Origin of the sequence: Nocardia brasiliensis NBRC 14402 (genome assembly GCF_000308475.2) — a bacterium.
In the GTDB taxonomy this organism is placed as follows: domain Bacteria; phylum Actinomycetota; class Actinomycetes; order Mycobacteriales; family Mycobacteriaceae; genus Nocardia; species Nocardia brasiliensis.
This window is the reverse complement of sequence record NZ_BAFT02000113.1, coordinates 14332-41319: the sequence shown is the minus strand read 5'-3', so window position 1 is coordinate 41319 and position 26988 is coordinate 14332. Positions and strand designations below refer to the sequence as shown.

Here is a 26988-nt window from a genome sequence, read left to right as displayed (position 1 = left end):
AGCCCGGCCCGGGTCAGCCCGCGACGTCGGCGGTGGCGGGGCCCGTCGCGAGCACGCCCGCGCCGACCAGCGTGGCACCGTTGGTCACCTCGGAGAGCACGACATTGATCTCGCGGGTGAAATCGAGGCGCGCGTGCTTGCGCAGCGCCGCGCGCAACGGATCCCACAGCGGCGCACCGGATTGCGCGAAACCGCCACCGATCACCACCCGATCGACGTCGAGCAGCGCGCACGCCGAGGCGATCGCCTGACCGAGTGCGGTGCCCGCGCGCTGCAGCGCCGCGAGCGCGATCCGCTCGCCCCGGCGCGCGTCCTCGGCCAGTTGCACGCCGGTGCTGCCCGGCCAGCCCTGTTCGACCGCCCAGCGCACCGACGACATCCCGCTGGCGACCGCTTCCACGCAACCGACACCGCCGCACAGGCAGGGCACGTCCCAGCCCGGGACCACGATATGACCGATGTGACCGGCGTTGCCGGTGCGGCCGAGCAGTACCCGTCCGTCCGCGATGATGCCGCCGCCGATCCCCGAGGACACGGTGAGCGCCAACCCGTTCGGCACCCCGCGCAGCGCGCCGACGTGATGCTCGGCCAGCGCGAGACAGGCGCCGTCGATGGCGAAATGGACCGCAGCGTCGGGGAACAGTTCCTGCACCGAGGCGACGATCGGGAAGCCCGCTTTCCATTCCGGGATGTTCAGCGGGCTGGTGACGCCGGTGCGCGTGTCCACCGGCCCGGCCGAGCCGATGCCGACGGCGGTGATCGTCGTCTCCCCCGCCACCTCGAGCAGCAGCGCGCGGCACGCCTGCCACACCGCCTCGGGCGGCACCTGGACCTGCCGCACCCCGCCCACCGTCCGGTCGGCCTGCGCGATACCCGCCGCGAACTTCGTCGCGCCGATATCGAGAGCGAGAACTGTCATCGGGCTGCCACCTTCATGATCGGAACCACAAGCGATTGTCACCCGCGCGCGGCACGGTCGCACCGTATCCGGGCCGATTCGGCCGGTGGACCGGAATCGGCCGATCGTCCGGGCTTCGGCCCGATCGGCTAGGCGGGCGCGTCGCGCACCCGAAACGCACTGTGCCGCTGCGTATATCGCGCAGCGACGGCACTCAGGGCTTGTCGGCAGCGTCCACGAGATGCTCGAAAGCGCGCAGGTTCTTCAGGGACTCCCCGCGCGAGACGCGCCACTTCCATTCCTTGCGGATGGATTCGGCGAAACCGAGTTCGAGCAGCACGTTGAAATCGGCGTCGACCGCCTCGAGGGTCTGGCCGAAGATCCGGTCCAGTTCGTCGGCGGTGACCGCGTGCGTGGCGATCCGGCCGACCAGGTAGATGTCGCCGACCCGGTCCAGGGTGTAGGCCACGCCGTAGAGCCTGCGGTTGCGGCGCAGCAGGAACTTGTAGACGCCCTCGAAGTTCTCGTCCGGCTTGCGGCAGACGAAGGACTCGATGCGCACGCCGTGCTTGCCGACGGTGAGCATGACCGTGGTCTTCAGTTTGCGCTCGCCGGGCAGGACCACGACGAAGGTCTCCGCGCCGGAGCGGCTGTATTCGATGTCCCGATCGCGCAGGGTCTCCTCGATCACCCGCGCGGTGGCCTGCACCTCGCTCGCTCGCTCACCTGCACTCACTGACGTGCTCCCGTCCGGCGCCGCCACAGCGCCCGCGATCTGGCCTGACCGGAGTCGAGGCTAATGCGTTCACCGGATACCCGTTCCCGGGTGTCGTCACGCACGAGACGTCCCGCGCCCAGTGCGGCCCGTTCCGCGCGGAAATCGTGCAGCGCGGCGGAGTAGCTGGTCAGCAGGCCCGCGGCGGTGTGCTCCCAGGAGAAGTTGGCGGCGTGCTCGACCGCGCGGGCGCTCATCCGGCGCAGCCGCTCGGGATCGTCGAGCAGATAGCCGAGCGCGCCGGCCCAGTCCGGGGTGCGGTGGCCGGGCACGAGCAGCCCGGACTCGCCGTGGCGGACGGCCGTGCCGAGCCCGCCGACGTCGGCGGCCAGCACCGGGGTACCGCTGGCCTGCGCCTCGATCGCGACCAGGCCGAAGGATTCGTTGTAGCTGGGCACCGCGACCAGATCCGCGGCCCGATAGACCAGCACCAGCCGGTCCGGCGGCTGCGGTGGCAGGAAGGTGACGCGATCGGCGATACCGAGTGCCGCGGCGAGTTCGATCAGCGCGTCGGGTCGCTCCAGACCGCTGCCCGAGGGCCCGCCGACGATGAGCACCCGCAGGTTGCGCGCCCGCCCGGCGCGCAGCACCTCGGCGGCGGCGCGGACCAGCACGTCGGGCGCCTTCAACGGCTGGATGCGCCCGACGAACGCGACAATCTGCTCGTCGGCGGCCAGGCCGAGCGCGGCCCGGGCGGCCGCCTTGTCGCCGGGCCGATACCGGGACAGGTCCGCGCCCGGCGGCACGACATCGATGCGCTCGGGTTCGGCGCTGTACAGCTCGACCAGCTGGCGCGCCTCGTCGTCGGTGTTGGCGACCAGCCGATCCGCCTCGGCGATGACCTGTTTCTCGCCGATCTCCCGGGTCAGCGGCTCCGGACAGTCGCCCTCCGCGAGGGCGGCGTTCTTCACCGCCGCGAGGGTGTGCGCGGTGTGCACCAGCGGCACCCGCCAGCGGTCCCTGGCCAGCCAGCCGACCTGGCCGGACAGCCAGTAGTGCGAGTGCACGAGGTCGTAGTAGCCGGGCTGATGCCTGGCCTCCTGCCGCAGCACCTCCGCGGTGAACGGGCAGAGCTGGGTGGGCAGATCGCGTTTGTCGAGGCCCTCGAACGGGCCCGCCACCACATTGCGCACCAGCACGCCGGGGCCGGCCTCTTGCACGGGTGGGAGATTGGAGCTGGTGGCCCGGGTGAAGATCTCCACCTCGGTGCCGCGCCGGGCCAGCTGCAACGCGGTCTGCAGCACGTAGACGTTCATGCCGCCCGCATCGCCGGTACCGGGTTGCGCCAGCGGCGAGGTATGCACCGACAAGACGGCGACACGGTTCGGCCGTAGGTCCAGGCGGCGTTGGCTCACACTATCCATAGTGCACGTTGCATTCCCCCGCTCAGAGCCCTCAGCCCGCCAAGTGAGAGCTATCACAAGCCTCCGGTGAACCGGCTCACAGTGCCGCGTCGCGCCTACCTGCGACGACTCCGGACGGTCCGGACAAACCGGATCCAACTGGGGAAACAGCGGCGAATTCAGAGCCCGTCGGCGAACGCACTCACCTCGGCCACGAAGCGCGACCGGTCCTCGATGAACAACCCGTGCTGGGCTCCCTCCCAGTACGAGGTGCGCGCGTCGGGCACCGCGGCAGCGATGTAGCGGCCGTTCTCGATCGGCACCACCGGGTCTGCGGTGCCGTGCAGGACCAGCACCGGAATATCAAGTGCCCGTAGGGTTTCGGTGTTGTCGACGGTGCGATAGAACAGCGCTTTGCGCACCGCGGGCACGGTGGCCAGGCTCGCGCCGAACAACCGCTGGGCATCGACGCCCTTGTCCGCACCCGGACCGGTGTTGGCGTTGCCGAACGCGCCGAACGCCTTCACCGCGCGCCCCGCACTCTCCTCGAAAACACCGGGCATCGCGGCCTGCATCGCGGTGCCGACCGCGGCTCCCGGCACGCCGCGGCCGAGGTTGGCCATCGAACCCGTATAGACCACGCCCGCGAGCGCGCCGGTGCCGAAGGCGGTGAGGTAGTCGCTGAGCACGATGCCGCCGTAGGACCAGCCGAGCAGGATCGCGCCGGTATCGATGCGCTCGACCGCCAGCACGGCCGCGATATCGGCGGCCCAGTTCTTCGGATCGTCGTAGCCGGCCGCCGGTGCGTCGGAGTAGCCGTGCCCGCGCAGGTCGACGGCGATCACCCGGTAGCGCGTCGCGAGCTCGTTCGCGGCCCGGCCCCAGCACAGCAGATTGGCCGACCAGCCGTGCAGGAGCAGCAGCGGTCGCGCGCCCGCGGGGCCGCTGACCCGATAGACGATATTCGTGCCATCCGCGCTCACCACGTCCCGTAATGCCATGCGGCTCAGGCTAACGGTGATCCCCACTACAGCCCCAGCGCCGGTCTCCGGCCCGGCCCCTAGGATCTGATCCCATGAGCAACCGCACCGCCGTCGTCACCGGAGCCAGCTCGGGAATCGGCGAGGCCACCGCCCGGGAACTGGCGAAACAGGGCTACCACGTGGTGGTCGGCGCCCGCAGGCTCGACCGGCTGCAGCGGGTCGCCGACGAGATCGGCGGCACCGCACTGGAACTCGACGTCACCTCGGACGAGTCGGTGCGGACGTTCACCGACGCGATCGAGCGGGCCGACGTGCTGGTCAACAACGCCGGCGGCGCCAAGGGGCTGGCCACGGTCGCCGACGCCGACCTCGACGACTGGCGCTGGATGTGGGAGACCAACGTGCTCGGCACCCTGCGCCTGACCAAGGCGCTGCTGCCCAAGCTGATCGCCTCCGGCGACGGCCTCATCGTCACCATCACCTCGGTCGCCGCGTTCGTCGCCTACGACAACGGCTCGGGCTACACCTCGGCCAAGCATGCGCAGGCGGTGCTGCACCGCACGTTGCGCGGCGAGCTGCTCGGCCAACCGGTACGGCTCACCGAAATCGCGCCCGGCGCAGTGGAAACCGAGTTCTCCCTGGTTCGCTTCGACGGCGACGAGGACCGCGCGGCCAAGGTCTACCAGGGCATCGACCCGTTGGTCGCGCAGGACATCGCGGAGATCATCGGCTTCGTCGCTTCGCGTCCGTCGCATGTGAACCTCGATCAGATCATCGTCAAACCGCGTGATCAGGCCGATGCCGGACGCTTCGCCCGGCGCAACTGAGTGCGATAGCCGATTCGAATAAATCACTGCGCGTTCGGCGTTCGCTGGGGAATTGCCCGGCCGACGCCGGGCGTGCGCTGCCGTTAGCATCGGGGCTTCGACTGCCAGCTCACTCAGATCGGAGTTGTTCGCCTCATGCTCAAGGGGTTCAAAGAGTTCCTGATGCGCGGGAACGTCATCGACCTTGCCGTCGCCGTGGTGATGGGCACCGCGTTCACCACGGTGGTCACCTCGGTGACCAAGGGCGTCATCAACCCCCTACTCGCCGTTTTCGGCAGCACGAATGAGCTGGGACTAGGCGTCCAGTTGATCTCCAGCAAACCTGCGACGTTCATCCAGATCGGCCCGATCATCACGGCCTTCATCAACTTCGTCGTCGTCGCCGCGGTGCTCTACTTCGTGCTGATGGTGCCGATGAAGACGATCAAGAACCGGTTCGGCACCACCAAAGCCGCCGAGCCCACCGAGACCGAACTGCTCATCGAGATCCGCGACCTGCTCGCCGAACGCCATGACGAGGTCCGCAAACAGCGCGCGGCCGATCGCGCCGTCGAGGCCGAGGTCGACGGCGAGACCGCGGGGCGGCGCTGACCGCGTTCGGTCAGCGGGGCGGGCCGGGCGCGACCGGGGTGGCCGAAACGACCGAGGTGGAGCCGTCCAGGGCGGACATGGTCTTCCAGGTCGCCCAGTCGATGGTCCAGTCGTAGAGGTCACCGTCGGCGGCGGAGAGCTGGATCGAGGTGCCGGTGACCTCGACCGGGTCGCCGTAGAGCGCCGTCGGGAAGTAGGCCTGCGCGTCGGCGGGCGAGAGGTTGATGCAGCCGTTGGTGACGTTCGAAGACCCTTGCGCGGACAGCGATTCCGGGTTGGCGTGGATGAATTCGCCGTTGTTGGAGATGCGCACCGCCCAGCGTTCGCGCACGTTGGTGTAGAACGGCGGATTCGACATCATGAAGTCTTCGTACTTCTCGGTGACCACGTGCAAACCCGAGCGGGTCACGTTGCGCGGCTCGTTGCCCTCGCCGTAGCTGACCGCGAAATCGAACACGGTCTTGCCGTCGCGGACCACCTGCATGCGATGGCTCGGCGCGTTGGCTTTCACGATCTGACTGCGGCCGATCCGGAAATCCGTGGTCAGGTCGGTGTAGCCGTAATTGCCGCCGCCGAGGTCGAGCCCGTACAGCTTCGCCGAGACCTGCACCGTGGTGCCCGGCGTCCAGTAGTCCTTCGGCCGCCAGTGCACGCGCGAGCCGTTGTCGTCGGGGAACCAGGCCCACGCGCCCTCGGTGGGCGGATCGGTGGTGATGCTCAGCGCCTTCTCCACCGCGGCCTTGTTCTGCACCGGCGCCTTGAACTGCAGGATGATCGGCGCGGCGATGCCGACCTCCTGGTTGTCGGCGATGTTGATGGTCGCTGGGACGGTGTTCTTCGGCGCGAGCGTGCTGAACTTGCCGTCGATCGGAATCGGCTTGCGATCGGTGCCGATCGCGGTGCCCGACCAGGTGTAGGTCGCGTCGTAGCCGAGCGGCTCGGTGATCTTGTAGCTGCGCTTGTCCGGCGAGAACTCGCCCGCGACCTGTTTGCCGCTCGCGTTCGTGAGCGCGACCTGATCGATCGTTCCGTCGGTGATGGTGACCGAGACCGGCGCGGTCGGGTTGACGCTCTTGGCGTCGTTCTCCGGCGCCAAGGCGACCTTGGCGACCGGGCCGGGGTCGCGCGCCGCGTTCTGGCTGCCGCCGTTGTCGCCGGCGCATCCGGCCACCAGGGCGACCACGACGAACAGCACGGCCGCCACGGCGGCCACCGGTCTGCGGATCACTGGACGGTTGTTCACTTCTTCGAATTTACGCGGGCCGATTCGGTCGACTGTCCAGCGAAGCGTGTGGTGTCCGTTTCATCGCGTCACAGCGCGACGCCCACCGTGACCGGCTCCGGCTCCAGGCGGATGCCGAACCGTTCGGCCACACCGTCGCGCACGGTCCGGGCCAGCTCCACCAGATCCGTAGCGGTCGCCGCGCCCCGATTCGTCAGTGCGAGCGTGTGTTTCGTGGACAGCCGGGCCGGTGCGCCGGAGCCCGGGAACCCCTTCGCGAACCCGGCCCGCTCGATGAGCCAGCCCGCGGAGAACTTGACGCCGTCGGGCGCCGGATAAGTCGGCACCGTGACCTCACCCACATGCGCCGCGATCGCGGCCCGCACCGCGGGCACCCGGTCGGCGGCGACCACCGGGTTGGTGAAGAAGGAACCGGCACTCCAGGTGTCGTGATCCGCCGGATCGAGCACCATGCCCTTACCCGCCCGCAGACCCAGCACCGCGTCACGGACCTCGGCCGCCGGGCGGGACTCGCCGTCGGCCGCGCCCAGCCGGATCGCCAGCTCGCCGTAGCGCAGCGGCGCGCTCATACCCTTCGGGTCGAGCGCGAAATCGACCGCGAGCACCACGGCGTCGTCACGGTGCTTGAGCACGCTGGTGCGGTAGCCGAAGCCGAGTTCGCCGGGCGCGACCCAGCGGATCGCGCCGCTCGCCCGATCCAGCAGCTGGACCCGGCGCAGCAGCTGCGCCACCTCGGCCCCGTAGGCGCCGACGTTCTGCACCGGGGTCGCACCCGCCGAACCCGGGATGCCGGACAGACATTCGAGCCCGCCGAGGCCGGCCGCGACCGTCGCCGCCACCACCGCGTCCCAGTTCGCGCCCGCCTCGGCGACCACGCCGTCCGCGCCCAGCTCGACGCCGTCGGTGGCGACCCGTACCACCACGCCGTCGAAGCCCGCGTCGCTGATCAGCAGGTTGGAACCGCCGGCGAGCAGCAGCACCGGCACACCCGCCGCGTCGAGCGCGCGCACCGTCGCGACCAGCGAGTCGGTGCTGCGGCATTCGGCGACCATGGCGGGGCCACCGACCCGTAACGTGGTCAGCTCCGCCAACGGCACCGCGGCGCGGATCCGAGCGCCCGTGGCAGCCAGCACATCCGACGGCACCACACGTGAAGTTCGCACAGGCAGACGGTAGCGTGTCCGACCATGGCTACACCGCTGGCGTACACGGCCCGCTACTCGCACCCCGCTGCCGCCGTGCGCGCGGCTTTCGCGAACGACCAGTACTGGAAAGACCGGGTCGCCGAGGTCGGCGGGCCGAACGCCCGGCTCGACTCGGTGACCGTCGACGGCGACCAGATCCGCATCCACCTGGTGCAGGCCATCGCCGCCGAACTGCTGCCCGCCGCGATCACCGCGGTGCGCCCCGGCGATCTGATCATTCCTCGCGTCGAGACCTGGACCGGTGACAACGCCACCTTCCAGGCCACCGTCGAGGGCGCGCCCGCCGAGGTGCGCGGCACCATCGCCCTCGTCGACGACGGCGCGGGCTCCACCGCCGCCGCCAACGGCACCATCGAGGTCAAGATCCCGCTGTTCGGCGGCAAGATCGAGAACGCGATCGCCGAACACCTGACCGAGGTCCTGAAGAACGAAGAAGAGTTCACCAACACCTGGCTCGCGTCGCACTGATCGCTACGGTTCGCAACGGCCGCAAGATCATTGGCGGCCGTCCGCGCCGAACAAGAGCGTGGGGTCGACGGCGCGACCTCGACTCCCCAACGCTCCCACCACGGAACGAGTCTTACGAGCGACCGTTCGCGGCCGCGAACCGCGCGGTGCCGCAGGCGCCGCAAATCCAACCCAGTAATCTGTCCCCTCATGGCCCGTCGACTGGATTACTCCGCTCGCTACCCGCTGCACACCACCAAAGAGCTGTATGCGGCGCTGTCGAACCGCGACTATTGGGACGCGCGGATGGCGGAGATGCTGAAGTATTCGCCGGGTAACGAGGTCGCTTCGCTCGAGGCCGGTGACAGCGGGATCGATATCGTGCTGCACCACATTCTGCCGCGCGAGATGCTGCCGGAGATCGCGCAGGCCGTGATGCGCAAGGACATGGTGATCACTCGCAAGGAGAGCTGGGGTCCGTTCGGCGACGAAGAGATCGTCGGCAAGTACTCGGCCAGCATCCCGGCTGGGCCGGGCAGCTTGGGCGGCACCATCCGGCTGTTCCCCACCGACACCGGCTGCACCATGCGCTTCTCCTCAGAGGCGAAGGTGTTCATTCCGATGGTCGGTCCGCGCCTGGAGCAGCTGATGCTGGTGAACCTGGTGGATCTGTTCCGCGCCGAGGCCGAATTCACGGTGCAGTGGCTCGACGAAAATCACCCGACCAGCTGAGCAAACCGCTCGGCACCATCACCCGCGGCACCACCGGGGTGAATCGGCTGCGCCGCAGCGACCGCTGGCTGGTGCACGACGAACTGGTCACCGCCCGCCTGCTGGCGGCGCCCGATCCGCTGGTGGTCGATCTCGGCTACGGGGCGAGCCCGTGGACCACGCTGGAGCTGGCGACGCGGTTGCGGACGGTGCGCCCCGATGTCCGGGTGGTCGGACTGGAGATCGATCCGGAGCGGGTGGTGCCCGGGCGAGACGGCGTCACCTTCGCCCGCGGCGGGTTCGAATTGGCCGGGCTGCGACCGGTTCTGGTGCGGGCGTTCAATGTGCTGCGGCAGTATCCGGAGGCGGCGGTGCCCGAGGCGTGGGCGACCATCCGCTCCGGCCTGGCACCGGACGGCCTGCTCGTCGACGGCACCTGTGACGAGCTGGGCCGCCGCTGCGCCTGGGTGCTGCTGGACCGCGCCGGGCCGCGCTCACTCACCTTGGCGTGGGATCCGTTCACCGTCGAGCAGCCGTCCGATATCGCCGAACGCCTGCCGAAAGCGTTGATCCACCGCAATATTCCGGGCGAGCCGATCCACGCCCTGCTCACCGCGGCCGACCGCGCGTGGGCGCACGCCGCGCCCCTGGCGCCGTACGGTCCGCGGGTGCGCTGGCGTGCCGCCGCCGAATCGCTACGCCGAGAAGGCTTTCCGGTGCGGGTCTACCGGCGGCGCATGCGTGATTGCGTGCTCTCCGTCCCATGGGAAACGGTCGCGCCGAATCCCGGAATCGCTTGACCGGCACCGGGTCACCCGATCCGCTACGCCCCGGACAGCGCCCGCCGCACCCTTTCCACCGCTCGAGGCGTCAACTGCGCACTGGCCGAACGTATTTCGTCGCCGGTGCAGCGGCTGATGGCGACGGCGTCGCCGATCACCTCGTCCAGGGCGGTTTGGCCGATATCGCTTTCGGCGAGGTCGAGCACCGTGCGCAGCGGCGTGGTGACCAGGAAGGGCCCCGCGGACTCGATCTCCGCGCCGATCAGCGAGCGGCGCAGCACCACCAGCCGCGGCGTCACCGGCGGCCGGCCGGCCCCCACCGACAGGTGCAGGAACCGCGGCCGCAGCCGGCCGATGCCGTGCAGGTCGGCGGCGCTGTGGTGGGAAACCGCGGCGGCCCCGTCGAACCAGGCCGCCCACATGGCGTATTCGTCGAGCGGGCCGGTCGGCCATTCCGCCAGCCGCAGCATGCCGACCCCGGCCCTGGTCACGGTGCCCGCCCCGAGACCGGCGCGGACCTGCGCCTCGCATCCGGTGCGCAACACCTGCCGGGTGGTGAAGAAACCGGCATGCCGACCGGCCAATCGCCGCAGCACACGCCAGCCGTGTTCCGCGGATCCGAGAGCGCGGCCCACCGCATCGCCAGCCATGTGCATCAGGCTACGCCCGATTCTTGTGTCAGATGTCACAATCGAAGCCCTCAAAGACCCCTCAGAGACGGCACAGAAATGTGCGGAAGAATCGGCCGCATGAATACCAAGTCTCCGTCCAGCTCGACGATCAACCGGCGGACCCTGCTGATCGCCCTGACCGTGGTGGCGATCCTGCTGGCCACGGTGCTGGTCGGCGGCGAAGCGTACGCCCGGCACACCGTGTCCCGCTGCATCAGTACACAATTCGAGAAGGAGATGGGGTCGAAGATCGATGTCGGCTTCGGCGTCAAGCCGATGCTGATCACCTGGATCGACGGCAAGGTGCCCACTGTGACAGTGGACAGTGACGACACCAAGTTCGGTCCCGCCGTCGGCATGGTGGTGCACGCCGAATTCCACGATGTCGAGGTCGTGGACAACGGGCGCGGCGGCGGCGCCATCGGCAGTTCGTCGGCCGCGGTCACCTGGAGCAATGACGGCATCCGGCAGACGCTGGGCAACCTGGTCAGTGGCGTCCGGTCGACGCCGAGTTCGGACATGCTGTCGCTGGACGTGCTCGGCGGGCTGGCCCAATTGCAGGTGAAGCCGGTGATCAAGAACGGCGTCATCGAGGTGGAGACGATGTCGGCCCAGCTGCTCGGCATGGGCCTGCCGACCGACCTGGTGCAGGGCATCGTCGAGGTGTTCACCCAGAGCCTGCAGAGCTACCCGTACAACATGCAGCCGACCGAGGTGAAGGTCACCGACAACGGCATCGCGGTCGAGCTCGCCGGTACCCGCGCCGAGCTGCCCGCCGCGACCGGTGACAGCAACGCCACCTGCGCATAGCCGGACGAAAGCGGCCGAGCGCCAACGACTTCTACCCGCTGCGGGCCGAAATCGCCTAGCGCTCGGCTGCCTGCGGCCCGCTCAGGCCGAAAAGCCTGCCAGCACTTCGCGCGATTTCGACAATCCGAGTCGCGTCGCGCCCGCCGCGATCAGCGCCGCCGCGGCCTCGGCGGTGCGGATACCGCCGCTCGCCTTGACGCCGAGCCGCCCGCCCACGGTCGCCGCCATCAGTTCGACGGCGTGCACACTGGCGCCGCCCGCGGGATGAAAGCCGGTGGAGGTCTTCACGAAATCCGCACCGGCGCGTTCGGCGGCCCGGCAGACCTCGACGATCGCGGCGTCCGGCAGCGCGGCCGCCTCGATGATCACCTTGAGCACCGCCCGGTCGCCGATCGCCTCGCGCACCGTGACGATATCGGCGAGCACCGCGTTGTATTCGCCCGCCAGCGCGGCGCCGACATCGATCACCATGTCCACCTCGGCCGCGCCCTGATCCACGGCCAGCCGCGCCTCCGCGCCCTTGACCAGCGAATGGTGTTTGCCCGAAGGGAATCCGGCGACGGTGGCCAGCACCAGCCCCGGCGCCCGCACCGGCAGCATCGACGGCGACACGCAGATCGCCAGCACCCCCAGTTCGCGGGCTTCGTCGATCAGCGCGGCGACGTCGGCGGGGGTCGCCCCCGGCGCCAGCAGCGTGTGATCGATCATGGCGGCCACTTCGGCCCTGGTCGGTGACGCGGAACTAGCCATGGCCCGAAAGTCTGGCACACCGGTGGCGAATTCCGTTGCGCGCCTGGCGACACTTCCCGCACACTCGTACTGGTGCCGGATCGACGGTAGTGACGCGGCGGCCGACTGGTTAACGTGTGCGGATGGGGCTCTACTTGGTTCGGGAGGAGACAACACCGTGCTGATCCGTCGCGAACGCGCCGACGACATCGCGGCGATTGCGGCCGTCCATCGCAGTGCGTTCGGACCGCAGGCCGCGGACCGCGACCCGGCGGCACCGCCGGACGCCGAACCGCCCGAGGTCGACCTGGTCGCCCGGCTGCGCAGCGATGCGGGCTGGATACCCACCCTCTCGATGGTCGCGGTGGAGTACGACACCGTGGTCGGTCACGTCTGCCTGACCCGGGCCGCGGTCGGCCCGTTCCCGGCACTGGCGCTGGGTCCGATCGGCGTGCGCGCCGAGCACCAGGGCAGCGGGGTGGGAGCGGCGCTGATGCACGCCGTCCTCGGCGCCGCCGACGCGCTCGACGAGCCACTGGTCTGTCTGCTCGGCCACCTGGACTACTACCCGCGCTTCGGCTTCGTCCCCGCCGCCCGGCTCGGCATCACCCCCGACGACCCGTCCTGGGTCTCGCACTTCCAGGTCCGCCCGCTCAGCGCTTACGACTCGCAGATCACCGGCGAATTCCGCTACCCGGAACCCTTCTACGACCTTTGACCGCACCTTCGGCGGGCGAGATCACCATCTGACGCCACACCACGGAGCGAGCCCGACGAGCGACCGTTCGCGGCCGCGGCCACGCGGCCAATAATATCGACGGATGAGTTCCACCCGCGCCACCTCCGATGACCGCCGGTTCGTGCTGACCCTCGGCTGCCCGGACCGCCCGGGCATCATCGCCGGGATCACCTCGTTCATCGCCGGGTTCGGCGGGTCGATCGTGGAGGCGGGGTACCACTCGGATACCGACACCGGCTGGTTCTTCACCCGGCAGGCGATCAAGGCCGCGACGGTGCCGTTCGGGCTCGCGGAGCTGCGGGACCGGTTCGCCGGGGTGGCCGCAGAACTCGGGCCGGAGACCGAGTGGCAGTTGCTCGATTCGGGCGCCCGCCGCCGGGCCGTGCTGCTGGTCAGCAAGGACGGGCACTGCCTGCACGATCTGCTGGGGCGCGCGGTGAGCGGCGAGCTGCCCGCGACGATCGAGGCGGTGATCGGCAACCATCCCGATCTGGCCGGACTGACCGAAGCGCACGGCGTGAAGTTCCACCACGTGCCGTTCCCGAAGGACCCGGCCGAACGCGGACCGGCGTTCGCCGAAGTACGCGCGCTGGTCGACGCGCACGATCCGGACGCGGTGGTGCTGGCCCGGTTCATGCAGGTGTTGCCGCCGCAGCTGTGCGCGCACTGGGCGGGCAAGGCGATCAACATCCACCACAGCTTCCTGCCGTCCTTCGTCGGCGCCCGCCCGTATCACCAGGCGTTCGCGCGCGGGGTGAAGCTGATCGGCGCCACCTGCCACTACGTCACGGCGGAACTGGACGCGGGCCCGATCATCGAGCAGGACGTCAGCCGCATCGATCACGCCGACGACGTGCGCGACATGGTCCGGCAGGGGCGCGATATCGAACGCGTCGTGCTGGCCCGTGGGCTGCGCTGGCACCTGGAGGGCCGCGTGCTGGTGCACGGCAAGCGCACCGTCGTCTTCAGCTGACGGGACTGCCGCTCAGCCCGCGAGTTCGACGCGCTGGCGCGCGGATTCGAGGATGTGGCGCAGTTCGTCGTTGAACTTTTCGTGCGCCTCGACATTGCCCAGATGCCCGGTGGGCAGCACCACGTACCGCGCCAGTGTGCCGGTCTCCCGGACCATTTCGGCGATGCGCTCCGAATGCACCACCGGGGTCAGGTCGTCGAATTCGCCCGCGATCACGGTGGTCGGCACCACCAGGTTGCGCGCGGACTCCCCGACGTCCATGTGCGCGAGCAGCTTGCCGAACTCGGCCCGCACCGACGCGCGACAGCCGCGCACGATGTTCATGCCGTAGTCGAGCACGTCGCCCTTGGCCGCGGTGCTCATCACCTGACGGGCGAACAACCAGCGCACCGGCGCGATGGGCGGGAAGACGATCGGCGTGCCGAGGCCGAGGCTGCCGAGCAGGAACGGCAGCGGCACCTTCAACTGCAGCAGTCGCATGGGACGGTTCAGCAGCGGCACCACCGTCGTCTCGAGGACCAGCCGGTCGGGCGCGCTGTTGTTCAGCAGCACCGCGAGGGCCTGCTTCGCGACGCGCTCGGGGTAGCGCCCGGCCCACGCCTGCAAGGTCATGCCGCCGAGGCTGTGGCCGACCAGCACGGCCCGCTGGCCGGGTCGCAGGGACGCGTCGAGCACGTCGGCCAGGTCGTCGGCGAGCAGGTCCATGGTCAGCGGGCTGGAGCCCGGTTCGCTCTCGCCGTGGCTGCGCAGGTCGAAGGCGATCACCCGGTACTCGCCGGCGAAGGCGTTGATCTGGGCGTTCCAGTATTCGATGCTGCAGGTCCACCCGTGCACCAGCACCACGACCGGGCGATCGGCGGGGCCGTAGGCGAGCACCCGCAGCCGGGCGCCGTCGCGGGTGACGACGGGGATCTGCTCGTGCGGGACGGTCGGCGGGTTGAACGCCGCGGTCGCGTAGGTACGCGAACGCAGGCTCGCACGGTGTGCGTCGAGCGCCCCCCGAACCTGTCCCGGGAAGTTCGCCAACGCAGACGGCAGCATTGCACGCATCGGACACTCCTTTGTGTTACTGCTCGATACAGTAACTCCGATTCGTGCCGCTTGCTAGTGCGAGCACGCAAAAAGTTATCGATTATTCGCGGCCGGAACTGCTCGACCGGCGATAATCGCGGCGCTGCCGCGCGAGCTCACCAGCGCGGACCGCGCTGGATCTCGTCCACCTTCGGCCGCACATCGGCCAGGTAGACGCCGGTCGCGATGATCGCGGCGAACGAGAGCAGGCCCAGGCCCGCGGGCGAGAGCAGCAGCAGCAGCACCGCGACGCCGAGAATGGCCAGCCAGATCGGCTTGGTCAGCTTGTCTACCGCGGTGAACGCGTCGGGCCGCTGCCGCACGGCATGAATCAGCGCAAAGATCGTCGCGCCTAGTGCCGCAAGCCACAGCACGAGCAGGATCATCCCGGTCAATCCGTGCACCATATTCACCTCACCCATCATACGAGCAACGCCCCCGCACCTCAGGGTGTGCGGGGGCGTTGCCTCATCGATCTTCAATCACCTTGCGGCCCTGTCGAATCGACCGTCGGCGCGGCAGGTGACGGGGCGTTGTCACGCCTTCTTCGGCGCCGCCTTCTTGGCGGGCGCGGCCTTCTTGGCCGGGGCCTTCTTGGCGGCGGGCGCCTTGGCGACCGGCGCGGCGGGCTCCTCGGCGGCGGCCGGGGTGGTCTCGGTGGTCACCGTGACGACCTCGGCGTCGACGACCGGCGCGACGACCTCGTCCTCGACCTTGGCCGGACGGCCGAGCAGGCCGTTGACCCGGCCCAGCACGTCCTCCGCGCGGGTCACGGCGTCGGTGTAGAGCGGCTTGACGCGCTCGATCTGCTCCTCGACCAGATGGTTCGTGCGCAGCCGCTCGACCGTCTCCTCACCGCGCACGGCGAGATCGGCGTAGAGGTCGAGCACCTGGTGGTAGTACTTGTCGGCCAGCGCGCGCAGCTCCTCGGGGGTGAACTTCTCGCGCAGTTCGGCGAGGTCCTCCGGCAGTTCCGAGGGCAGTCCGGCCAAGCGCTCGCGCAGGGTCTCGAACTGGGCCTGCACGTCGGCGGGCACGTTGGCGAAGCGCTCGCGCGCCTCCTCGACCCGGGCCGAGACGTCGGTGGCCGCGGCGCGCTCACGCACCTGGGTGACGACATCGGTGACGGCGGTGTAGAGCGCGTCGCCCGCGCCGACGGTGGCGAGCAGCGGCTTGGTCACGGTGGGATTGGTCTTGTCTGTCATGGTGTTTCGTGCTCCTGGCGTGGCGGAGTTTCGGTATTCGTGCGTGGAACGGCGCTGTCCCCTTCCCCCCCTGGCTCGTTCCCTCCGTTTTCCCGGCGAAACGATTCATAGATCTCGAGCAGCACCTGCTTCTGCCGTTCGCTGATCGACGTATCGGCAAGCAGGGCATCGCGAACCGGGCTGTGTGCCCGTTGTTCGAGATAGCCGGCCCGGACGTACAACACCTCCGAAGACACCCGCAGGGCCTTGGCGATCTGCGCGAGTACCTCGGCGGACGGATTGCGCAATCCGCGCTCGATCTGGCTGAGGTACGGATTGCTCACTCCCGCAAGGGTGGCGAGCTGACGCAGCGAGACTTGCGCGGCCTCTCGCTGTGCCCTGATGAAGCCTCCGATGTCGTGCGCCGCGTGCACGACGCGGGCCGCTTTTTCGCCGACGCCGGCCGATTGCTCGGCCGCACCTTCGGGGTACTCGGCGGAAACCTCGGGCTGGTCTGCCATCACTCACCTTCTGGCGGTTGTACGAGTTCAATTCTAGGGCAGGGTGCTAACTATTGCAAGCAGTCTGTTAGCACCCTCTCGGCAAACATTCGGCGCGCTGTCGCTCAGCCGCCGAACATCAGCTGCGAGATCGTGTAGATCGCAAGGCCCGCAAGCGAACCCACGACCGTTCCGTTGATTCGAATGAATTGCAGGTCACGCCCGACCTGCAATTCGATCTTCTTACTCGCCTCATCGGCATCCCACCTGGCAACCGTATCGGTAACCAGCGTCGAGATCTCCCCGGCGTAGTTCTCCACGAGATACCTTGCCCCGCGGTCGATCCACCCGTCCACTTTGGCACGCATGTCGGCGTCGTCGCGCAACCGCTCGCCGAGTTGCCGCACATTCTCGCCGACCTTGCGCCGCAGCGTGCTGTTCGGATCGTCGGCCGATTCCAGGATCAACCGTTTGGCCGCGCGCCAGGTCGCCTCGGCCATTCCGGTGATTTCCTCGCGGCCCATGATCTGCGCCTTGATCCGCTCCGCCTTTTTGATCATGGCGTCGTCGTGCTGGAGATCGTCGGCGAATTCCTCGAGAAAACGATTCGCCGCCAGCCGCACCTCGTGCTCCGGATTCGAGCGCACCTTCCAGGTGAACTCGACCAGTTCCCGATAGATCCGCTCGGACAGCAAAATATTGACGAACTTCGGCGCCCACTGCGGTGCGTCGCGCAGCACGATTCGATCGATCGTCTCCTGCGAGCCGAGTGCCCACTGGTGCGCGCGCTCGGCGAGCAGATCGAGCAGCGCGAGCTGCCGATTGTCGGCCAGCAGTTCGGCGAGCACCCGGCCGATCGGCGGACCCCAGAGCGGTTCGGCGATCCGCTTCACGATGGTCTGGTCGATGATCTGTTCCACGTCCTCGTCGCGCAGCACGCCGACCACCGCGCGCAGCAGGGTGGAACTCTCCTGCGCGACCCGGGCGGCGTGCCCGGGATCGGCCATCCAGCGCCCGACCCGCCAGGAGATCTGCGCCGAATTGACCTTCGCCGAAACCACTTCCGGGGAGAGGAAGTTGGTGCCGACGAAGGCGCCGAGGCTCTCGCCGAGCTGATCCTTCTTCTTCCGGATGATCGCGGTGTGCGGGATGGGCAGGCCGAGCGGATGCCGGAACAGCGCGGTGACGGCGAACCAGTCGGCCAGCGCGCCGACCATGCCCGCCTCCGACGCGGCCCGCACGTAGCCGACCCAGTCCCCGCCCGAACCGCGCGATTCGAGCCAGCGACAGAACAGATAGATCGCCGTCGCCGTGGCGAGCAGCCCGGTGGCGAGCGCTTTCATCCGCCACAGATCCCGCCGTTTCCCCGCCTCGTCGAGGACGGCGGCGAAGCCGAGAGGCGCGGCCGCGGGCGGCGCCGGGGCCGCCTCCACCACCGCGATGTTGCCGGGAGCTTTCTCCATGTCCTCCATTCTGCTGTGCATACCCGGCACAGCGCCGCAGGCACCGAAGTTGTGCAACCCGTCGCACTGGGACCCAAACGCGCATATCACTGCCTGCCGGGACCTAAGCTTGAGGCGCACGGAGAATCCGACTAACAAGGGAGCCCACGCTGTCCACCGATGACCTTGTCGACGTCGGCGAGATCGCCGATCGACCGGCGGCGGTGCGCACCGGCCGAACGGACGGCCGCAAACGCCGATGGCGCCAGCACAAGATCGACCGCCGCGAGGAACTCGTCGACGGCACCCTGGCCGCTGTGCGAGCCCGTGGCAGCAATGCGGGGATGGACGAGATCGCCGCCGAGATCGGCGTCTCCAAAACCGTGCTCTACCGCTACTTCTCCGATAAGAACGACCTGGTCCACGCGACCATGCAGCGGTTCATCGAGACCACGCTGATGCCGCGGGTGTACGGCGCGATCAGCCTCGACGCGGACGAGTACCAGCTGGTGCGCTCGGCGCTGGCGGAGTACGTCGGCACGGTCGACGAGGATCCCGAGGTCTACCGCTTCATCATGGGCAACGGCTCGGATCCGTCCTCGCTCGCCGAGTTCGAGAAGCTGTTCGCCGAGGTGGTCGCCGCGGTCATCTTCGACCGCGCGTCGGCCAAGGGCATCCAGACCGACGGCGCGATGCTGTGGTCCTACGTGCTGGTCGGCGGCATCCAGCTGGCCACGCACTGGTGGACCACGAACAAGTCGATGTCGCGCGAGGAAGTGATCGACTACCTCACCATGATGACCTGGAGCGCCATCGATGGGATGGCGCGCGCCAATGGTTCGCGGGAGATCTTCAACGCGCAGCCGCATGTGCTGCCCACGCCGGGCGCCGACTCGGAAAACTGATCGCACGTCCGACTTCCGGGTGCTAGCGGCATGCCCGAACGAGCGCCGAAGTTCCTGGGCACGGCGCTAGCTGAGGTGCTAGCAAAAGTGTGACACAGGGCTCGACATTGGCGTGCGGTTGGCTACTCTGAACCCGAGCGGTGCGCCGAGTGCGCTGCGTCACCGCCCCGCGCGCCGGCACCAATGGAGGTACCTCGATGGCGAAGCAAGTACCGACCTCGCGGCTTGCTCGTGGCACCAAGCTCGGTGCCGTCGCAGCCAGTTCGGTGATCCGCACGCAACGCGCGCGGCTGTCGATGCGCGGCAGATCCGAGGCGGTACGCGCGAAGATGGCCGAGGAGTCGATGATTCGCACCACCGAGCAGGTGGTCATGGTGCTCGGCACCATGAAGGGCGTCGCGATGAAGCTCGGGCAGATGATGTCGGTGCTCGATCTCGATCTGGTGCCGGAGGACCATCGCGAGCGCTTCCAGAAGCGACTGGCCGTGCTGCGCAACGCGGCGCCGTCGGTGTCCTTCGAATCGATGCGCCAGGTGATCGAGGACGATTTCGGTCAGCCGCTGGACGCGATCTTCGCCGAGTTCGAGGCCGAGCCGATCGCCGCCGCCTCGATCGGCCAGGTCTATCGCGCCCGGTTGCGCGACGGTCGCCAGGTCGCGGTGAAGGTGCAGTACCCCGGGATCGACGCCGCGGTGCGCGCGGACCTGAAGAACCTGGCCATGTTCCGCCGGGTGCTGCAATCGGCGATGCCGTGGGTGACCCCGGCCGTGCTCGACGAGCTGCGCCTCAACATGGAGAGCGAGCTCGACTACCAGGCCGAGGCGAATACCCAACTGCAGATCGCCGAGCTCTACGCCGGGCATCCGTTCATCGTGGTGCCCCGCTCGATGCCGGAGCTCAGCACCACCCGCGTGCTCGTCAGCGAATACGTGGCGGGCAAGGGCTTCGAGGAGATCCGCCAGCTGCCCGACGCCGAACGCGACCGGATCGGCGAGATCATCTACCGCTTCTACGTCGGTTCGCTGTTCACCTTCAACGAGTTCTGCGGCGACCCGCACCCGGGCAATGTGCTGCTCGCCACGGACGGCCGGGTCGGCTTCCTCGACTTCGGCTTGTTCAACCGGATGGACGCCGACCACGTGCAGTTCGAGCTGACCTGCCTGCGCGCGGCCGCCGAGGATCGCGCGGAAGACCTGCGCCAGTTGATGATCGAGCGCGGCGTGATCGATTCGCCGGACGAGATCGGCGCCGAGGAGTGCCTGGAATACGTGCTGGCCGCCTCCGAATGGTGTTTGATCGACGAGGATCTGACGATCACCCCCGAATTGGCCAGCGGCGCTTTCCTGCTCGCGGTCGACCCGCGGGCCAGCGAGTTCGCCGGGATGAAGCAGCAGAACCTGCCGCCGGAGCACCTGTTCTCCCGCCGGGCCGATTTCCTCACCTTCGGCATGCTCGGCCAGCTCGGCTGCACCGCGAATTGGCATCGCATTTCCCGGGAATGGCTCTACAACGAGCCGCCGGCCACCGAACTCGGTCAGGCGCACCATGTCTGGCTGGCCGATCATCCGCCGGTCGCGCCGAAGAAGTCGCGCACCAAGGCCGCCAAGCCCACCAAGGCCGCCCGTCCCCAGGCCTGAACCCCGCAGAACGGAAGACAATGGCAGACACTCGAGAATTCGACCTGGTCCTGTTCGGCGCGACCGGCTTCGTCGGCAAGCTCACCGCGCAGTACCTGCTCACCGCCGCACCGGAATCCGCGCGGATCGCGCTGGCCGGCCGCTCGCTGGACAAGCTGACCAAGGTGCGCGACGAACTCGGCCCGCCCGCCGCGGGCTGGGGTCTGGTGGTGGCCGATTCCAGCGACCAGGCCGCGCTCGACGCACTCGCCGCGCAGACCAAGGTCGTCGTCACCACGGTCGGTCCGTACCTGCGCTACGGCCTGCCGCTGGTCGCCGCCTGCGCACAGGCGGGCACGCACTACGCCGACCTCACCGGCGAGCCGCTGTTCATCCGCGACGCGATCGACCAGTACCACGAGCAGGCCGCGCAGACCGGCGCGAAGATCGTGAATTCCTGTGGCTACGACTCGATTCCGTCGGACCTGAGCGTCTACCAGCTGTACCGGCGCTCGGTCGCGGACAACACCGGTGAGCTGGAAGAGACGACGCTGGTCGCCTGGCTCAAGGGCGGGGTCAGCGGCGGCACCATCGATTCCGGCCGGGCGATGATGGAGGCGATCGCCGCCGACCCGAAGAAGGGGGCCGTGCTGAGCCACCCGTATTCGCTCAGCCCCGACAAGTCGATGGATCCCGACGTCGGCCGCCAGACCGACCAGGCGCTCTCGCGCGCCAGCGCCATCGACCCGAGCCTGGACGGCTGGGTGAGCACCTTCGTCATGGCGTCGCACAACACCAAGATCGTCCGTCGCACCAACGGCCTGCTCGGCTGGGTGTACGGCAAGAACTTCCGCTACCGCGAGGTGATGAGCGCGGGCAAGTCGCCCGCGGCGCCGCTGGTCGCGGCCGGCCTGGCGGGCGGCATCGTCGCGGGCATGGCCGCGGGCGCGGTGCTGTCGCGAGTGTCGGTGGGCCGCAAGCTGCTCGACCGCGTGCTGCCCAAGCCCGGCACCGGCCCCAGCGAAAAGGCCAGGGACAGCGGCTGGTTCACCATGAAGACGTTCACCCGCACCTCCTCAGGCGCGAAGTACGTCGCGACCTTCGCCGGCCAGGGCGATCCCGGCTACAAGGCGACCGCGGTGCTGCTCGGCGAGAGCGGGCTGTGCCTGGCCTTCGACACCGCGAACCAGCCGGAGCTCGCGGGCATCCTCACCCCGGGCGCGGCCATGGGCGACGCGCTCACCGAGCGCCTGCGCGGCGCGGGCATGACCATCGAGGTCGAAACCGCCTGAGCCGCAGGCCGCACGAAATCTCCTGGGGCGTAAACGGTTGCCCCGTCGAACGAGATACCGGTAAGGGATCACGGGCGACGAAGTGGAGATCTGGTGCGGTATTCCTGGCTGACGGCCGCCGTGGTTGCGGCGGTGACGATTTCGGCGTTCGCCGGGGCGGGGGTCGCGGTCGCGGAACCCGGCCCCGCCCCGGTGGGATTGCAGGCCGACCTCGATCTGCTGATCCGGGCCATCGGTGTGCCCGGCGCCCAGCTGGTGGTGCGCGGCGTCGGCGCAAACGCGCAGATCGACAGCGGCGTAGGCGATCTGGCCACCGGCGCGCCGTTCCCGGACAACGCGCAGGTGCGGATCGCCAGCAATACCAAGACCTTCGTGGCGACGGTGGTGTTGCAGCTCGCCGCGGAGCACCGGGTCGAGCTGGACGCGCCGATCGAGCAGTACCTGCCGGGCGTGGTCCACGGCCCCGGCGGCGACGGGCACCAGATCACCGTGCGAGATCTGTTGCAGCACACCAGCGGGATCCCCGACTACCTGGCCTACCTGGATCTGGCCTCGGTCGACCGATTGCAGCGTCCGCGACCGGCCGCGGAGCTGATCCGGCTGGGTCTCGATCAGCCCGCGGTCTTCGCACCGCGCACCAGTTCCGGCTATTCCAATACCGATTTCCTGCTGGCGGGCGCGTTGATCGAGCGCGTCACGGGGGTGCCGGTCGGGGTCGAGGTCACCCGGCGGATCATCATCCCGCTCGGTTTGCGTGACACCTACTGGCCACTGTTCCCGCTGGAGCATGTGATTCGCGCGCCGCATCCGCGCGGATACCACGCCTTCGACGGCGCGCTGGTGGACATCACCGATATCGATCCGGGCTGGGGCCTGGCCGACGGCGCGATGGTCGCCACCGGCGCCGACCTCGGCCGGTTCTTCATGGCCCTGCTGTCCGGTGAGCTGTTGCCGCCCGCGCAGCTGGCCGAGATGCAGCGCACCGTGCCCTCCGGCGACCCGCTCCGCGACGCCGATTTCGGTCTCGGGTTGTTCCGCCGGATCAACGCCTGCGGGATCGAGATCTGGAGCCACGGCGGCGCCATGAACGGCTTCCTGGTCGTCAACGCCGCCACGCCGGCCCGCGCCGTCACGCGCCGTCACGCTCAGCATGAACCTGCTGCCCGATCCGCTCACCACGGTGATGTATCAGGCGGCGATGAACAGCGTGCTCGACGCGGCCTTCTGCGCGGGCTGAACCCGGACGAACTCTCGGCCCGGCTGCGAAAGAGCAGCCAGGTCAACGAGACTCAGGAGGCACTGCCGGTGGGCGGACGCTGCCGTCGCGCTTCGCAGGCGGCGTGATCGGCGTCCGGCTTGTCTTCGCCGGATCGGGCGCAGCCCTGCGCGGTGTAGCCCCAGCGGTCATAACCCCAACGGTCGAAGCCGTCGCGGTTGAAGCCGGATCGGTCGTAACCCCACCGGTCATAGCCCGAGCGGTCGAAGCCGGAACGGTCGAAGCCCTCGTCGTTGAAACCGTCGCGGCCGTAGCCGGACCGGTCGTTACCCCAGCGGTCCAGCCCGGAGCGGTCGAATCCGTCGCGGTCGTAACCGAATCGGTCATACCCGAACCGGTCGTAACCGGAGGAGTCGTAGCCGTCGGGGCCGTACGGATCGGCCGGCGGCTTGGGCGCCGTGGTGGGCGGCGGGGTGGTCACCGGCGGGGTCGTCGGCGCGGGCGGGTTGGTCGGCGGGGGTGTCACCGGCGGGGCCGGAGTGACCGGCGCGGCGGTGGTGGGCGCAGCGGGCGCGGGCGTGTCCGGGGCCGCGAAGGCCGCCACCGGCGCGAGGGCCGAGGCTCCGATGACGGCTGTCAGCAGGACCAGTCGCCGGAATTTGCGGCTACTTCTACCCGGATTCACCATGTTCGACCTCCATTTCGAGCACAGGCGCGCATACCGCACCCCCGCTCTCCTATCGGCCGAACACCCAAATTCGATACACACCAGTTACTTTCACGGCGTTGCCTCGGCCTATACCCCTTCGCTCTGATTCGGCGAACGCTGCGGGGCCGGCTTCAGTGCACGGGCGGGAAGGTGTCGGAGATCTGGGCGACCAGCCGCCACGGGCGGTCGGTGTCGGTGGTCGCCTTACCGCTGGTGAGCACCGCGCCGGCGAGCCCGCGTGCCGGGTCGGCCCAGCCGTACTGGGTGGTGAGGCCGCTGCGGCCGAAGTGCGAGCGGGTGTCGCGGCCGAATTTCGATCTGCGCCCGCCCAGTTCGTACCCGGCCCGGCTCACCCGCCCGGCGAGGCCGGGCAGCCGTTTCGCCGGTTGCACCGCGGCGCGCACGGTCTCGGGTCGCATGATCCGGATTCCGTCCAATTCGCCGCCGCGCGCGAGGATTTCGTAGAAGCGCGACAGCTCGGCCGCCGTGCTGACCAGATTGCCGGAGGGCAGCTCCGCGGTGAGCAGCGCCCGCGTGCCCGCATCCGAGACCGCCTTGCCCATGCCGCCGCCGAGGGCCTTGCGCGCCAGGAACTTCGACACCCGCGAGGGTCCGGGGCCGGTCTGCACGCTCGGCACGACCTGGTCGACCTCCGCGGCGTCGACGCCGAAATTGGTCCACCGGAACCCGAGCGGGTCCAGCACCTGTTCGGCCAGATGCTCGCGCATGCGTTTGCCGGTCGCCCGCTGCACCAGCAGCCGCTGGATGAGCCCGCCGGTCATCGCGTGATAGATCCGGAAGCGGCCGGTCGGCCAGCTGGGCACCAGATCGGTGAGCGCGCGGACCGCCAGGTCCTCGTCGACGATGAGCTGAAAACCCTTGTAGGGCGGGGTGATGAACGGCACGCCCGCCGAATGCGACAGCACGTCACCGATGGTGATCCGGTCCTTGCCGTTGGCCGCGAACTCCGGGATGTAGGCGCACACCGGCTCGTCCAGGCCGAACGCGCCCTGTTCGGCCAGCATGCACATCACCGCCGCCGCGACCCCCTTCGCGGTCGAGAACCCGCAGAACGGGCTGTCCGGCGTGGCGAGCACCTGCGCCGCATCGGGTGCGTCACCCGGCGCGTTCCCCCAGCCGTGCCCGATGGCGCGGTTCAGCACGATCTTGCCGTCGCGCCGCAGGCAGAGCTGGATGGCCGGGGTGGTGCCCATCCGATACCAGTCGCGCACGGACTCCCACACCGCGTCGACCGCCCCGCGGGTCGCGCCCACCGCGGCGGGGTCGTCCTCACGACCCACCGTCGTCACCGAGTCCAGATCCTCGGCGACCGTCACCAAAGTGCCCGCCAGCGCGCCCATCCAGCCAGCATACGGACCTGTCCCGGGCAATCGTGCCCCTGGTCACAGCCGCCGAAGCCGCGCCCGCCGCGCCTTACCGACCGGTAGAGTGCCCATCCAATACCGCGTCAGGCAGTGGACCGAACAGAGGGGGTTCCCACATGGCGGTACCGGATACCGGGCAGGGGACGGCACGGCAGTTGTACGCGGCGGCCACCGGCAGCACGGGCAAGCCCTTCGAGTTGGACACCGAGGTCGCCGAAAACCTCGCTGCCGCATGCGACAAGCTCGTCGAGGACCTACGCCGCGCCATGACCACCGGCCATCTGGTGACCGAAGTGACGGGCTTCCCGAACCTGCCCACCGGCCACGGCCTCACCCGCGGCTTCCGTGACAAGGGCAGGCAGTACCTGGACACGCTCGCCGCCTTTCAGGAGACGGCGCTGCTGTTCAAGGCCGCGTATCTGGCCGCGGGCAAACGCTTCGCCGACGCCGAGGCGGCGCACCGGGCCGCGCTCGCGGTGGTCACCGCGCATCTGGAGTCGCGATGAGAGCAGTAGGGAACTGAAGCGATGGCAGACTCCGCAGCCCGGGCCGCCGCCGAGCACATCCGGCAGGAGCTCGCCGGGTTACGCACCGGCGCAACCGATCCCGCATACGCCGCGGACCGGGAGTTGTTCGGTTCCTATACCCACCAGGAAATCTGGGAGCTGGTCCGCGAACCGCTGAACCCAGCCGCGCTCGGCCAGGTCGCCGCGGCCTGGCTGGCGAACGCCGGCGCGCTGGCCGAGGCGTTCCAGGCCTTCTCCGATGCCGCCAACCGCGAATTCGCCCGCTGGTCGGGCCATACCGCCGACGCCGCACTGCGCGCCACCCGGGAATTCGTGCGCACCGGGATCGAGGCGCAGGACGTCTGCCGTGCGGTGGCGCGCCTGATGGAACTGAACGGTGATGCGGCGCAGACCATTCGGAGCGCGATTCCGCCGCCCGAACCGTATCGGCCGCTGGACGATCCGGCCGCCGAGGCGGTCTACGGCGGCAAGCGACGGATGGCGCACGACAGCGCCGCCGCCGATGTCGAGGCCGATGTCCGGGACACGATGACCTACGTCTACGCGCCGACCATGCCCGCCTCCGGCGACTGCGTGCCCCGATTCCTCGCCCCGCCCGACGGACCGCGACCGGCCGGCGACGGGGGCCGCGCGCGGTGAAATGGGTGCTGACCCCGGACGAGTTCTCGCATGTCTGGGAAAACGAGACGGGTCTGGATCGCAGGCCGTATCCGGTCAACATGGCGCCCGCGGCCACCGTGCGCACCGAATCCGAATACGCCGCACTGCGTTTGCCGCAGCGCTTCGCCCGGCAGGCCGACCCGGACCTGGCCGCCGCGCTCATGCTGTGCGGCCGCACCGACGCCACCACCCTCACCCTGTCCGGGGAACGGAACACCCCGCCGCGCAACGGTTCCGGCGCCGATACCGAACGCATCCTGGCCTATGCCGCGGTGGTGCACAATCACGCGGGCATCCTGGTCGCCACCCCGGAGAAGGTCACGGTGCTGATGTGCCACGCCCGTGCGGTGGGCGAGCGTCTGGTGCAGATCATCGGCCCGGCCCGCCCCGGGAAACTCGGCACCATGCGCGAACCCCAGGACGCGGTGCTCGGCCCGGAACGCACCGAACCGTTCGGCACCAACGGACAGGGCGGCGCCGCCCGCTTCCGGCACACGCTGCGCAAGCCCGTCGACGGGCGGGGCTTCCTGACCGTCACCGTCGAACCCGACAATCCGATGTCGCCGCCCACCCGCCACCGCACCTGGCTCGATTTCACCGGCGACGGCCGCTACCTGCTGACCACCTCGCAGGACCTCATCCTCACCCCGGTCTCGGACGAGGATTTCGCCGCGCAACTCGTCGCGCTCGCCCATATCCGGGGATGACACGCTGCGCCGTCGCACCGACCCGCTCGGCGCGCACCTGGTTAGCT

The 26988-nt window shown here is 69.3% G+C and carries 30 protein-coding genes; 15 read left to right on the top strand and 15 right to left on the bottom strand.

Annotation, left to right across the window (positions count from 1 at the left end; all coding sequences use genetic code 11):
- Positions 1–13: 13 nt before the first annotated feature.
- The 4 genes from TY25_RS39445 to TY25_RS39430 form a co-directional block, all read right to left on the bottom strand.
- On the bottom strand, positions 14–919 hold the full coding sequence (locus tag TY25_RS39445; RefSeq protein WP_042265365.1) for an ROK family protein: 906 nt from the start codon (positions 917–919) through the stop codon (positions 14–16).
- 193 nt (positions 920–1112) lie between these two features.
- On the bottom strand, positions 1113–1607 hold the full coding sequence (locus tag TY25_RS39440; protein WP_042265364.1) for a type III secretion system chaperone family protein: 495 nt from the start codon (positions 1605–1607) through the stop codon (positions 1113–1115).
- 23 nt (positions 1608–1630) lie between these two features.
- The gene (mshA, locus tag TY25_RS39435) at positions 1631–3037 is read right to left on the bottom strand and encodes a D-inositol-3-phosphate glycosyltransferase (RefSeq protein WP_042265361.1); all 1407 of its coding nucleotides are present in this window, start codon (positions 3035–3037) and stop codon (positions 1631–1633) included.
- A 158-nt stretch (positions 3038–3195) separates the two neighbouring features.
- Entirely contained in the window at positions 3196–4017 is an 822-nt protein-coding gene (locus tag TY25_RS39430; RefSeq protein ID WP_042265359.1) for an alpha/beta fold hydrolase, read from the bottom strand.
- 74 nt (positions 4018–4091) lie between these two features.
- Here TY25_RS39430 and TY25_RS39425 point away from each other — a divergent pair, with 74 nt between their 5' ends.
- A complete protein-coding gene (locus TY25_RS39425) occupies positions 4092–4826 on the top strand; it encodes an SDR family NAD(P)-dependent oxidoreductase (protein WP_042265357.1) in 735 nt (244 codons plus the stop codon).
- A gap of 135 nt (positions 4827–4961) precedes the next feature.
- A complete protein-coding gene (gene mscL / locus TY25_RS39420; protein WP_042265354.1) occupies positions 4962–5417 on the top strand; it encodes a large conductance mechanosensitive channel protein MscL in 456 nt (151 codons plus the stop codon).
- A 10-nt stretch (positions 5418–5427) separates the two neighbouring features.
- On the opposite strand, the gene TY25_RS39415 is transcribed toward mscL, so the two are convergent.
- On the bottom strand, positions 5428–6660 hold the full coding sequence (locus tag TY25_RS39415) for a L,D-transpeptidase (protein ID WP_042265352.1): 1233 nt from the start codon (positions 6658–6660) through the stop codon (positions 5428–5430).
- Between the two features lie 68 nt (positions 6661–6728).
- Positions 6729–7808 carry a UDP-N-acetylmuramate dehydrogenase gene (locus tag TY25_RS39410; RefSeq protein ID WP_042265350.1) on the bottom strand — a complete coding sequence of 360 codons (1080 nt, stop codon included), beginning with the start codon at positions 7806–7808 and terminating at the stop codon, positions 6729–6731.
- Positions 7809–7847: 39 nt separating this feature from the next.
- On the opposite strand from TY25_RS39410, the gene TY25_RS39405 reads away from it, so the two are divergent.
- The 3 genes from TY25_RS39405 (at position 7848) to TY25_RS39395 (ending at position 9823) form a co-directional block, all read left to right on the top strand.
- Positions 7848–8333, top strand: a complete 486-nt coding sequence (locus TY25_RS39405) for a DUF2505 domain-containing protein (protein WP_042265348.1) — start codon at positions 7848–7850, stop codon at positions 8331–8333.
- Between the two features lie 189 nt (positions 8334–8522).
- Entirely contained in the window at positions 8523–9044 is a 522-nt protein-coding gene (locus TY25_RS39400; RefSeq protein ID WP_042265346.1) for a DUF2505 domain-containing protein, read from the top strand.
- The gene (locus TY25_RS39395) at positions 9014–9823 is read left to right on the top strand and encodes a class I SAM-dependent methyltransferase (RefSeq protein ID WP_226887149.1); all 810 of its coding nucleotides are present in this window, start codon (positions 9014–9016) and stop codon (positions 9821–9823) included. The genes TY25_RS39400 and TY25_RS39395 overlap by 31 nt, the downstream gene beginning before the upstream one ends.
- 23 nt (positions 9824–9846) lie before the next feature.
- Here the strand turns inward: TY25_RS39395 and TY25_RS39390 are convergent, their stop codons facing one another.
- On the bottom strand, positions 9847–10455 hold the full coding sequence (locus TY25_RS39390) for a hypothetical protein (protein ID WP_041564902.1): 609 nt from the start codon (positions 10453–10455) through the stop codon (positions 9847–9849).
- A gap of 99 nt (positions 10456–10554) precedes the next feature.
- On the opposite strand from TY25_RS39390, the gene TY25_RS39385 reads away from it, so the two are divergent.
- Entirely contained in the window at positions 10555–11286 is a 732-nt protein-coding gene (locus tag TY25_RS39385) for an LmeA family phospholipid-binding protein (RefSeq protein ID WP_042265529.1), read from the top strand.
- An 81-nt stretch (positions 11287–11367) separates the two neighbouring features.
- Here the strand turns inward: TY25_RS39385 and deoC are convergent, their stop codons facing one another.
- Positions 11368–12036: a deoxyribose-phosphate aldolase gene (gene deoC, locus TY25_RS39380; protein ID WP_042265344.1), complete on the bottom strand. Its 669-nt coding sequence runs from the start codon at positions 12034–12036 to the stop codon at positions 11368–11370.
- Positions 12037–12193: 157 nt separating this feature from the next.
- Here deoC and TY25_RS39375 point away from each other — a divergent pair, with 157 nt between their 5' ends.
- Together TY25_RS39375 and purU are read left to right on the top strand one after the other, a co-directional pair.
- On the top strand, positions 12194–12733 hold the full coding sequence (locus TY25_RS39375) for a GNAT family N-acetyltransferase (RefSeq protein WP_042265342.1): 540 nt from the start codon (positions 12194–12196) through the stop codon (positions 12731–12733).
- Positions 12734–12836: 103 nt separating this feature from the next.
- Positions 12837–13727: a formyltetrahydrofolate deformylase gene (purU, locus tag TY25_RS39370; protein ID WP_042265340.1), complete on the top strand. Its 891-nt coding sequence runs from the start codon at positions 12837–12839 to the stop codon at positions 13725–13727.
- Positions 13728–13739: 12 nt separating this feature from the next.
- Here the strand turns inward: purU and TY25_RS39365 are convergent, their stop codons facing one another.
- From TY25_RS39365 to TY25_RS39345, 5 genes are all read right to left on the bottom strand, one after another.
- Positions 13740–14777, bottom strand: coding sequence for an alpha/beta fold hydrolase (locus TY25_RS39365; RefSeq protein WP_052383495.1), 1038 nt, complete (start codon positions 14775–14777; stop codon positions 13740–13742).
- Positions 14778–14914: 137 nt separating this feature from the next.
- On the bottom strand, positions 14915–15205 hold the full coding sequence (locus tag TY25_RS39360; protein ID WP_029899737.1) for a DUF2516 family protein: 291 nt from the start codon (positions 15203–15205) through the stop codon (positions 14915–14917).
- A gap of 129 nt (positions 15206–15334) precedes the next feature.
- Positions 15335–16003 carry a heparin-binding hemagglutinin gene (locus TY25_RS39355; protein ID WP_042265337.1) on the bottom strand — a complete coding sequence of 223 codons (669 nt, stop codon included), beginning with the start codon at positions 16001–16003 and terminating at the stop codon, positions 15335–15337.
- Positions 16000–16503, bottom strand: a complete 504-nt coding sequence (locus TY25_RS39350; RefSeq protein ID WP_014988604.1) for a helix-turn-helix domain-containing protein — start codon at positions 16501–16503, stop codon at positions 16000–16002. Before TY25_RS39350 ends, TY25_RS39355 begins: the two co-directional genes overlap by 4 nt.
- Before the next feature lie 104 nt (positions 16504–16607).
- Positions 16608–17945, bottom strand: coding sequence for a DUF445 domain-containing protein (locus tag TY25_RS39345; RefSeq protein WP_088607282.1), 1338 nt, complete (start codon positions 17943–17945; stop codon positions 16608–16610).
- A gap of 203 nt (positions 17946–18148) precedes the next feature.
- Here TY25_RS39345 and TY25_RS39340 point away from each other — a divergent pair, with 203 nt between their 5' ends.
- The 4 genes from TY25_RS39340 (at position 18149) to TY25_RS39325 (ending at position 23081) form a co-directional block, all read left to right on the top strand.
- Positions 18149–18829: a TetR/AcrR family transcriptional regulator gene (locus TY25_RS39340; protein WP_014988606.1), complete on the top strand. Its 681-nt coding sequence runs from the start codon at positions 18149–18151 to the stop codon at positions 18827–18829.
- Between the two features lie 197 nt (positions 18830–19026).
- Positions 19027–20466 carry an ABC1 kinase family protein gene (locus tag TY25_RS39335; protein ID WP_042265526.1) on the top strand — a complete coding sequence of 480 codons (1440 nt, stop codon included), beginning with the start codon at positions 19027–19029 and terminating at the stop codon, positions 20464–20466.
- Between the two features lie 20 nt (positions 20467–20486).
- Positions 20487–21737 carry a saccharopine dehydrogenase family protein gene (locus TY25_RS39330; protein ID WP_042265334.1) on the top strand — a complete coding sequence of 417 codons (1251 nt, stop codon included), beginning with the start codon at positions 20487–20489 and terminating at the stop codon, positions 21735–21737.
- A gap of 93 nt (positions 21738–21830) precedes the next feature.
- Positions 21831–23081: a serine hydrolase domain-containing protein gene (locus tag TY25_RS39325; RefSeq protein ID WP_052383494.1), complete on the top strand. Its 1251-nt coding sequence runs from the start codon at positions 21831–21833 to the stop codon at positions 23079–23081.
- On the opposite strand, the gene TY25_RS41115 is transcribed toward TY25_RS39325, so the two are convergent.
- Positions 23027–23641: a hypothetical protein gene (locus tag TY25_RS41115; RefSeq protein WP_052383493.1), complete on the bottom strand. Its 615-nt coding sequence runs from the start codon at positions 23639–23641 to the stop codon at positions 23027–23029. The genes TY25_RS39325 and TY25_RS41115 overlap by 55 nt on opposite strands.
- A 152-nt stretch (positions 23642–23793) precedes the next feature.
- Positions 23794–25023 carry a serine hydrolase gene (locus TY25_RS39315; protein ID WP_042265333.1) on the bottom strand — a complete coding sequence of 410 codons (1230 nt, stop codon included), beginning with the start codon at positions 25021–25023 and terminating at the stop codon, positions 23794–23796.
- Positions 25024–25163: 140 nt separating this feature from the next.
- Between TY25_RS39315 and TY25_RS39310 the strand changes: the two genes are divergently transcribed.
- The 3 genes from TY25_RS39310 to TY25_RS39300 are packed head-to-tail and all read left to right on the top strand — an operon-like array spanning position 25164 to position 26941.
- On the top strand, positions 25164–25553 hold the full coding sequence (locus TY25_RS39310) for a hypothetical protein (RefSeq protein ID WP_042265331.1): 390 nt from the start codon (positions 25164–25166) through the stop codon (positions 25551–25553).
- 21 nt (positions 25554–25574) lie between these two features.
- A complete protein-coding gene (locus TY25_RS39305) occupies positions 25575–26213 on the top strand; it encodes a hypothetical protein (protein ID WP_042265329.1) in 639 nt (212 codons plus the stop codon).
- 5 nt (positions 26214–26218) lie between these two features.
- A complete protein-coding gene (locus TY25_RS39300) occupies positions 26219–26941 on the top strand; it encodes an ESX secretion-associated protein EspG (protein ID WP_226887148.1) in 723 nt (240 codons plus the stop codon).
- Positions 26942–26988: the final 47 nt, after the last annotated feature.